Source organism: Clostridium sp., from assembly GCF_036569345.1.
In the GTDB taxonomy this organism is placed as follows: Bacteria; Bacillota; Clostridia; order Clostridiales; family Clostridiaceae; genus Clostridium_AD.
Genome location: NZ_DATCQT010000017.1, coordinates 1 through 9,672, shown reverse-complemented (window position 1 = coordinate 9,672; position 9,672 = coordinate 1). Strand labels below are relative to the sequence as shown.

Genomic DNA, 9,672 nt, shown 5'->3' with positions numbered 1-9,672 from the left:
TGCTGCTTTTTATTATTCATAGAAAATAAAGTTCTCAATTTTTAGGAATTCGGCTACAAATAAAGCACATTAAATTTATTCAAGATACATTTTTGCTTTTCAATCTGCATTTTAAATCCTAATATTTTCATTATAGTTTTTCCATAAGTTAGTTAACACTATCAATCCTTGATATAAGAAAGTGGCTTAAAACACCCTCGTAATTTCATAATTAAAAAGGCATTATTCTTTTCGAAGGCATACAGATCACTTTTTTAAAATTGGGAATGAATTTTAAAAAGGTGAAATCATCAACCTTTGACAGCACCATCAGTAAGACCACTTACCAAATACTTTTGGATAACACCAAACATAATAAATATAGGTATTAATGCAATGACAGAACCTGCCGTCATCATTCCCCAATCTATATCATATTTGCCTATAAAGGAATTAATCCCAGTTGGAAGAGTTTTAAGGGCTTCCCGGCTTATAAACAGTGTATTAAAGAATAATTCATTCCATGCTCCCATAAAGGCAAAGACAAAAGTTGCAATAATCCCTGGTTTCATTACAGGAAGTATTATTCTTATCAATGCTTGTATTCTTGAACATCCATCAATCATTGCTGCTTCTTCCAAGGTATATGGAATTTTTTCGAAGAAACCTCTTATTATCATGGTGCAAAAAGGAATGTTTAAAACTATATAAATTATTATTAATCCTGGCAAATTATTTATAAGACCTAACTTTGCAAAAAGTATAAATATAGGCACTATAATTGCTGCCACAGGAACCATTTGAGTTGCAAGGAATAGAAAGAGAGTAAGTTTCTTACCAGCAAATTTAAACCTTGCCAGAGAATACCCTGCAAATAGTGATATAATCAAGGTCCCTATTGAAGCAGTAGTACTTACTATCATACTATTTTTAAAGTACACTGGAAAGTTTGTAGTTTTTAATATATTCACATAATTATCCAAAGTAAAATGCTTTGGGAGATATGTTATAGGTATTGTCACTATTTCTTTAACTGACTTTACCGATGTAATAAATATCCATATAATAGGGAAAGTCATAAAAACAAAGAATACTACCATTAATATGTATCTCAATGCTTTGCTTAATTTATCTTTCCTGTTCATTAAAAATCACCCGCTTTATCAAACTTTGTAATTGATAGATAAAGTATAGTATATATAAGTAGTATTACTAAAAATATGACGCTTAGTGCCGATGCCTGTCCGAAATCAAGGGCTTTATATGCTTTGAAAATAATATAAGAAGCCAAATTGTTTGATGAATTCAATGGTCCTCCATTTGTCATTATGTATATAATATCTGCAAAACTAAATATCCATATGACTCTAAGTAGCAAAGTTGTAATGATAGTTGGTTTTATGTATGGCAGAGTTATTTTGAAAAATTTCGCTATTTTTCCTGCACCATCTATTTCCGCAGATTCATATAAGGTAACCGGTATTGACTGAAGTGCAGCCAGAATCATTATTGTGAAAAATGGTATACCATACCAAATATTTGCCACTATTGCAGAAGAAAGTGCCGTATTTACTTGTGCTAAGAATGAAATAGGTTCTTTAATTAAATGCAATTTGAGTAGGATATCATTAATAACACCGTACTGTCCATTAAGTAGCCATTTCCAAATTAAGCCTATCAAAAATCCAGGTACTGCCCAAGGAGCAAGAACTAAGGCTTGATATAAACTCCTAAATTTAAATTTTTTATTCAATAGCAGTGCCAAAATCAACCCCAATATAAACTGGAAGCTTATTGAACCTGCAACCCACCAGAATGAGTTCTGCAGAATCTGCCAAAAATCTTTTTCTGCGAATATTGCTTTGTAATTTTCCAAACCATTGAAATGAATATTGGGATCATTTAGTTTGTAATGGTAAAAGGAAGTTACTATCCCTTTTGCAATTGGATACCCAATAAAAACAAACATCAATATTAATCCAGGCATTATATATAAATAAGGCTCAATCTGCTTCTTTTTAATATTACTTATAACTCGTTTTTTTGTTACTAGTAATTTTCTACTTGCCAATATTCTACCTCCTTTTAACAGGAATGGAGTAATCCTCCACTCCTCATGATCTAATACTACTATTTTTTATTGTATTTAGCATTTGCATTTTCTAAATATGTAGATATGTTATTCATAGTTTCTTGTGCAGTTTGTTTTTTCAATAGATATGACTGCAGTTCTTGCGCAGCGATCTTGCCGGTAAATTCTCCCCATTCGGGTAAATATTCAGGAGCACTGAACAATACTGTATTTTTATCTTCTAAAGTTTTTGTGTATGCAGAAATAAAACCTTTTTTAAAGTCAACGCTATCAGCAGGTACTTTTGTTGAAGGAATAACTGAATTTTTAACACCCCATTTAAGGTTGACTTCAGGGCTCATCATATAAGAAATGAATTTCCAAGCAGCATCTTTCTTTTCAGATGTAGATGTCATTGAAAAACCAACGTATCCTCCTTGTAAATATCTCTTACCATCAGGGCCTACAGGAGCTAATCCTGTTTCAAATGTTCCTTTAGCCATTTTTTCTTCACATGACTTTATTACTTCAGAGTCCTGTATAATTAGTGCGGTATTACCTGATGTGAATGCATCAACTGTTTCTGCATATCCCCAGTTAAGGGCATCCTTTGGAGATGCGTTGAAATACATATCAGTGAATTTTTTAAATGCTTCAACGGATTCAGGTTTTCTGAATACACTCTTACCGTTTTTATCGAAGTAATTGGTGAATCCTCCATTAGTCATAATGAAATTCGACATAAGAGTCCAGCCTCCGGCTCCTCCTCTGAATGAATATCCATATCTATTTTTTGACTTATCCGTAATTTTCTTTGAAGTATTAAAGAATTCCTCTGTGGTGTTTGGAACAGCAATGCCTGCAGCTTTAAACCAATCACTCCTATAATACATTGCTTGGAAATACAAACTATGAGGTATAACATACAGCGTGTTTTTGTATGCTTTACCAAGCTTAAGACTTGTCTCTGTCAGAGTATCCTTTTTGTCCCATTTATTAAAATATGGTTGCAAATTTTCTATCTTACCGGTTGCACCAATTTCAGAAACCCAGTTTGCCGCCATTTCAATTACATCTGGTAGCTGATTTGCAGCTGACAGTGTAATGATTTTATCATGAGCCTGTTCCCATGGCTCAGAGATTAATTCAACTTTTGTATCTTTATTCTTTAATTCAAAGTCAGATATAAGCTCTTTTACAAATTTAGTCCTCTCAGGACTGGTTAGAGTCTCCATAAACTGAATAGTTGTTACTTTTGGCTTATTAGATTTACTACATCCGTAAAAAGCCATGGAAACAACCAAAACAAACGCTAAGACTATTAATAATCTCTTCATTACTATTCATCCTTTCAGTGCTTGGACCAACATATGGTCTCACATCTTATAGCTTATATTCGACTAGAATAACTAGAATCCTCTTTTTGGTAAACTTTTTCGAAACAATTTGTAAACTTATTATCGAGCATAGTGTATTTTATTTTATAAATAATTTTATTTGGCAGATTTGAAAATTCTATATTTTATGGCTAAATATCATTATTAGGTGCAGTTATTAAATGGTGAAAAACAATGGATAAGTTGTATAAACATTATATAAATTTTAGTGACATCATTAATAAGTCATCAAAAAAACAATGAATGTAACACATCAGAATTGAACTGCTCCCTATAAAGTAGACAGTGGAAATAAAAAAAATACTAACTCTTGAAAGTTAGTATTTTTTTTGATTAAAGCATTGGTTTATATGTGTTGTTAAGGATTCAGTTAAATTTAACTAACCCCTTTATACCTTGAAGATTTTTATAATTTATTAAATTAAGAGTCTGTAGAAATACAATCTTTATTTTATTTAAACCTCTTTTCCTCATTTCTCTTATTAAAGTACTTCTCCTATTAGAGAGCCTAGCGTAATTGCTAGGGTTTTTTACTTATTGGCTAACACTTTTAAAATAATTATTTAAATCTTGCCCTATATATTATTTTTACTATTTATTTATATCTAAAATTTAAAATATTATAAGTACTTCGCGGATTTCAATGCAAAAAAAAATAACCTCCGGAAGAAGTTAGATGAGATATTATTAATTTAAATTTGAATGTTACATAACTGTTATATCTTTCATGATGTCGGTTATATTAATGTATTTGTCACCAGTTTTCAATTAACACACACAACTTAGTTTTTGATTATATTTAAATTAAAGTTAAGGTATATATTGAAGTTAATTTAACATGCGCTTTTTACTCAATATATTTCACATGAAAAAATGTACACTATAGATACAAACTATTGTTATATATGGAGGTATTGTATGGGAAATATAGATGTAAAAAAATTAAAGCAATCAGCTTATATACAAGAAAGAATAGCGTCAAATGGAACTAGTCTTTCAGATATTTCACTTGAAACATGGATACAAGATATTAAATTGCCGAAAAAGTATATTGAAAATTTTCTAGATTTTTATAAAATGACTGAAGTTGAATTACAACAAATTATTCAACAGACAGTAAGTGAAATTAAATATAATAAAAATCCAGAGTGGATAAATCATCTCAAAAATATAATGTTAACATTTGATAATAATAAAGATTTTTTGAAATATATAAAAAACGAAGAATATCTAAAACATCCTTTTATAGTTTTTGCTTATCCATTTTTAAAATGGATCTACTCTACTCTTGATGTAGTAAATCAAGGTGGAGATATAGACAAAGACGTACTAATTTCATCAATATTAGAATCAAGTTTATTTACTATACTCAAAATATCTTCAAAAACTTTAATTGTAGAAATAACAAGATATAGTAATGAAAATAGATTGATAGGTAATAATTCTGAAGAAAGATATGAAAATTTCTGTCAACAGATTCAAAAGAGTAAAAATTTTGAAGATATTATATATACATATCCAACTATGCTTCGAATTATAATTGAGGAATGCATTCAACAACAAAAATCTATATTAGAAGCCGTTTCTAATTTGAAAAATGATTTTTCAGAGATAAAAACAAAATTTAATTTATCAGGAAATATAATTAACATACAATCAAATTTAGGAGATAGTCACTGTGGGAAAAAATCTGTTTTGATATTTTGTTTTGAAAAAGGAAGGATTGTATATAAACCAAGATCTTTAGATGTAGACGAAAGTTTTAATAGTTTAATTGATTATATCAACAAAAAAACATTAAAATATAAAATAAAAAAGACAAATTTAATTGCAAAGAAAAATTACGGGTGGCAAACTTATATAGAGTATTTAAATTGTTCAAATAAAGAAGAAGTAAAAGAAAACTATTATAAAGTTGGTGTTTATACATGTTTGTTCCATGTTTTGTTAGGAACTGATATGCATATGGAAAATCTAATAATGTGCAAAGCTGATCCTTTTTTCATTGATCTTGAATCTTTATTCCAAAGTTTTAATGGAAAAGATATAAAGCATGAAACATCTTATAAAAAAGTTCTAGATAAAATTAAATCTTCAGTATTGAGGACTTGCCTTTTCCCAGCTAGTATGAATAAAAATACTATTAAAGATATTAGTGGAATAACTGGACATGGAGGTCAAAAAATTCAAAAGAGTAAGTTTACTTTTGAAAATAATTATACAGACCAAATTAGATTAACAAGAGAATCATATGTTATAAAAGACAAAAAAAATATTCCTTTACTAAATAATCAAAGAGTTGATCACAAAGAATACACCTCATTTCTATTAGATGGGTTTAATGATTGTTATGAACTTATATTAAATAATAAACAAGAATTTATAGGTCATAATGGACCAATTTATCAATTTGGTACAAATAGAGTACGTACTATTGTTAGAAATACTAATGATTATGGAATTGTGCTAAATGTTTCAACACATCCCAAATATTTAATAAATGCAGCATATAGAAATAAACTTTTCGACAATATGTGGAGTATCTTAAATACAGATATCAAATTAAAAGATATTGTATCATCGGAAATAAAAGACTTGTTTAATGGAGATATTCCATATTTTTACTCTTTGGTTAATAGTAAATCTATTTATGATAGTTTTAATAATGAGTATAAGAATTTTCATGATGAAACTCCTTTAAAAGAAGTAATAAAACGTATAAAAGATATGAATAAAGAAGATAAAATATTTCAATCAAGTTTAATAAAATTAACGTTAGCTAAACCGATAAAAAAATGGGAATTAAAAGAGTATAAAAAGGACTATTCATTCACTTCTAATCTAGTTGAAAAAAGCAACTATTATCTGTTAGAAGAAGCAGAAAGTTTAGCTTCACAAGTTATTAATTTATCAACGTCAACTGATAAATATAACGATTTATGTTGGTCAAATGTCATGATAGGTAATGGGGGTCAATGGATTCTTTCTCCCCTAGATGTATCTCTATATGATGGTGTATTAGGAAGTGCACTTTTCTTTGCATGTCTTTATAAAATTACAAAAAAAGATGAATATATAAATACCGTAGAAAAGATATTAACATCTGCGGAACTTTATATAAAATTTTATAAAAATGGAGATTCAATTTCTGCTTATTCTGGAGATGCTTCAATAGCCTATTGTTATTATTTTCTGGGAATTATTTTAAGTAGATTAGATTTAAAACGAAAAGGAGTTCTTCATATATTAAAGTGCAGGGACCTAATTAAAGAGGACAGCAGTTTTGATATTATTTCTGGTTGTGCTGGGACTTTAATTGTTGCATTAAACATATATAAGAAAAATCTAAACGAAGAAGTACTTGATGTTGCAATCAAATGCGGAGAACACTTAGTAAAAAAGGCTACTCCCATTAAGGATTGTGTAGGTTGGAATACTCCTGTAGGCGGAGGAATTGCATTGGCCGGAATGTCTCATGGAAATTCTGGAATCTCATGGGCGCTTATAGAACTTTACAAAATAACAAACAAAAAAATGTTTTTAGATTATGGATATAAAGCAATTTTATATGAAAGAACGATTTATTCACCTGAAGACAAAAATTGGTTTGATTTAAGAAATAGAGAAAATAGATTAGCAAAAGGCTTCCCCGAATCTGTTAATTGGTGTCATGGAGCACCTGGAATAGGAATGGCACGCATAAGTAAGCGTAAAATAGCCCACACCTTAACCTAAGGCCTGAGCTGAGCTATGATATTATTTCTTCAGTGGCTTTCTGCAATTATCAGGCAAATCCTTAGACCAGGGAAGAATAGCATCTAGTTTTTCTTTATTATTCACGTCTATATTAGGCAACTGTTCAAATAAATATGTTAGATATGGAAACGGACTCAAACCATTTTTTTTGGCCGTTTCAATAATGCTATAGATAATAGCACTCGATGTTGCACCTTTTGAAGTGTTTGAGAATAACCAGTTTTTTCGACCAATTACAAAAGGTTTAATAGATCTTTCGGCACGGTTATTATCAATTTCAAGCCTTCCATCAAGTAAGAATCTTTCTAGTTTCCTCCATTGATTGCGGCAATAAGCGATAGCTTTACCAAATGCACTTTTAGGAAGAACCTGCTTGCTCTTAATATTTAACCACACTAAAAAAGCATCTAGAACAGGTTTACTTTGTTCTAAACGTTGCTTATAACGATCCTCATCTGTTATATCAACTAGTTTTCTTTCAATTTCAAATAATTTGTTGCAGTACTTCAACCCTTCCATTGCAGCCACTGATGAACTGGTAGATTTATCAGGCATTGCTTTTAGACTTTCGTCAAAATAGCGCCTAGCATGTGCCCAGCATCCAACTATTTTAACGTTAGGAATATCATTATACCCGGCGTAGCCATCAGTATGAACATACCCTTTAAATCCATCTAAAAATCTACGGGGATGTTTGCCAGCTCTAGTAGTTTGATATTCATACATAATAATTGGAGGTCCCACCCTTCCTGTACGGAATAACCACATATAGGATTTTGTTGTTGCGGCTCTGCCGGATTCATTAAGAACCTGAAGAGTTGTCTCATCAGCATGAAGTATGTCCTGCTTTAATAAGTGTTCATGCATCCTATGATACAATATTTGCAGCCAATCATTAGAACCATGAATCATCCAGTTGGATAACGTTTGGCGTGATAATTCAACGCCAAAATATGAAAACTGCTGCTCTTGTCTATAGAGAGGAATAGCTTCTACAAATTTCCGATTCATAACAAAAGCCATTAAAGAAGGTGACACTAAACTACCAGATAAAACTGGTGATGGCATAGCGGCTGTAATAATAGGAGTTGTAGTATCATTTGCCTCGCAATTGCGGCAAGAATAAATAAAACGTACATGCTCTACTACTATTACTTGTGCAGGAACTACTTTAAGCTCGCGTCTTGTTTCCTTACTCATTTCATGTAGGGGTTCACCACATTTAGGGCAATCTTTTTCATCGCCTTCAAGACGATACTCGATAACCTCAACAGGGAGGTCTTCAAGCATCTTTTCTCTCTGGCCTACTTTTTTACGACGCTTATAAGTGATTTCTTCAACCGTAGGTTCAATTGCAGTTTGATCAGCTTCCTTCTCAGCGTCATTAAATATGCTTAGTTGATCGAGGTCTGTTTTTTCACTAGAAGCACCAAATCGCTTCTGATTAGCAAGACGAAACTGTTCCTCATACCATTTAAGCTTTGCATTGAGTTCTTCGTTTGATGCGGCTAGCATTGCACACTTATTTTCAAGGTTTTCCATTCTATATTCAGTTGTATTATTATCAATTATATTATTGTTTTTATTATTATTTATCATGATATAATTATACCATGATTCGCTAAAAAATGATATAAAAAAATACCTATAAACCGTTAGTTATTCATGGTTTACGAGCATAATATGAGTATGGATATTGACTATATATTTGTTGCCTTTTCTTAGATGATTATTCGTTCTCTTACTGGTTTATGTGCTTCTTTTTGTTCTAATGTTAAACCATCTAATAACCATCTAAGTTGCCTTTGACTTATATTTAATGTTTCGCCATTTATATTAGAAGGCCACTTAAATCTTCCTTTTTCTAGACGTTTGTAGTGAAGCCAAAATCCGTCAATTTCCCATTCAAGGATTTTAATTTTATCTTTATTTCGGTTAGAAAAAACAAAAAAGCTTCTAGAAAAAGGATCCAAATTAAAGGTTTCTTGTACTATAATTGCAAGACCATCAATAGATTTTCGTAAATCAGTAGCTCCGCAAGCTATATAAACATTATTTACTACGACGTTACTTAGCATAGCGAAAGCAATACTTCTGTAACTTTTGAAAATAAATCTTTATCAAAATTGGAGTTTATCTCTATGGATGCAACGCCTATTTTAACAATTAAAGATTTTTCACTTATGACATCCTTTAATTCAGTAGCATCAACTGAAACCCAATTAGCCACTTTTTTAGTGGCAGTGCGATCGGTACTGAATTCGCGAATCCATGAACGTAGCCTGGCCGGCTTAATATCATTTTCTTTACACCAAATAGCTACTGTTTGCCCGCTGGCATTGTAATCATCTACTCGATGTTGCCACATGAAGTTTACTTTTGTTTCTGACATAAGAATACCCCCCTGTTTTGAGGTTATTATCTCATGAATTAAAGAGCATAGGAATGTGGGTAGTATTTGACGCTTAC

At 30.8% G+C, this 9,672-nt stretch carries 7 protein-coding genes; 1 reads left to right on the top strand and 6 read right to left on the bottom strand.

Features of this window, described 5'->3' with window-relative positions; all coding sequences use genetic code 11:
• Window positions 1-290: 290 nt before the first annotated feature.
• Genes VIM70_RS00795 through VIM70_RS00785 form a run of 3 tightly spaced genes read right to left on the bottom strand, consistent with a single transcriptional unit; the run spans window position 291 to window position 3,387 of the window.
• Complete coding sequence (locus VIM70_RS00795) at window positions 291-1,124, bottom strand: carbohydrate ABC transporter permease (protein WP_331943140.1); 834 nt, start codon at window positions 1,122-1,124, stop codon at window positions 291-293.
• On the bottom strand, window positions 1,124-2,050 hold the full coding sequence (locus VIM70_RS00790; RefSeq protein WP_331943138.1) for a sugar ABC transporter permease: 927 nt from the start codon (window positions 2,048-2,050) through the stop codon (window positions 1,124-1,126). The genes VIM70_RS00795 and VIM70_RS00790 overlap by 1 nt, the downstream gene beginning before the upstream one ends.
• A 59-nt stretch (window positions 2,051-2,109) precedes the next feature.
• Window positions 2,110-3,387, bottom strand: coding sequence for a sugar ABC transporter substrate-binding protein (locus VIM70_RS00785; protein ID WP_331943136.1), 1,278 nt, complete (start codon window positions 3,385-3,387; stop codon window positions 2,110-2,112).
• A gap of 978 nt (window positions 3,388-4,365) precedes the next feature.
• Between VIM70_RS00785 and VIM70_RS00780 the strand changes: the two genes are divergently transcribed.
• Window positions 4,366-7,182: a type 2 lanthipeptide synthetase LanM family protein gene (locus VIM70_RS00780; protein WP_331943134.1), complete on the top strand. Its 2,817-nt coding sequence runs from the start codon at window positions 4,366-4,368 to the stop codon at window positions 7,180-7,182.
• 21 nt (window positions 7,183-7,203) lie between these two features.
• Here VIM70_RS00780 and tnpC read toward each other — a convergent pair whose 3' ends face one another.
• The 3 genes from tnpC to tnpA form a co-directional block, all read right to left on the bottom strand.
• A complete protein-coding gene (gene tnpC, locus VIM70_RS00775; protein WP_414648634.1) occupies window positions 7,204-8,802 on the bottom strand; it encodes an IS66 family transposase in 1,599 nt (532 codons plus the stop codon).
• Between the two features lie 122 nt (window positions 8,803-8,924).
• Window positions 8,925-9,281, bottom strand: a complete 357-nt coding sequence (gene tnpB, locus VIM70_RS00770) for an IS66 family insertion sequence element accessory protein TnpB (protein WP_331943132.1) — start codon at window positions 9,279-9,281, stop codon at window positions 8,925-8,927.
• Window positions 9,275-9,595, bottom strand: a complete 321-nt coding sequence (gene tnpA / locus VIM70_RS00765) for an IS66 family insertion sequence element accessory protein TnpA (protein ID WP_331943130.1) — start codon at window positions 9,593-9,595, stop codon at window positions 9,275-9,277. Before tnpA ends, tnpB begins: the two co-directional genes overlap by 7 nt.
• Window positions 9,596-9,672 lie beyond the last annotated feature (77 nt).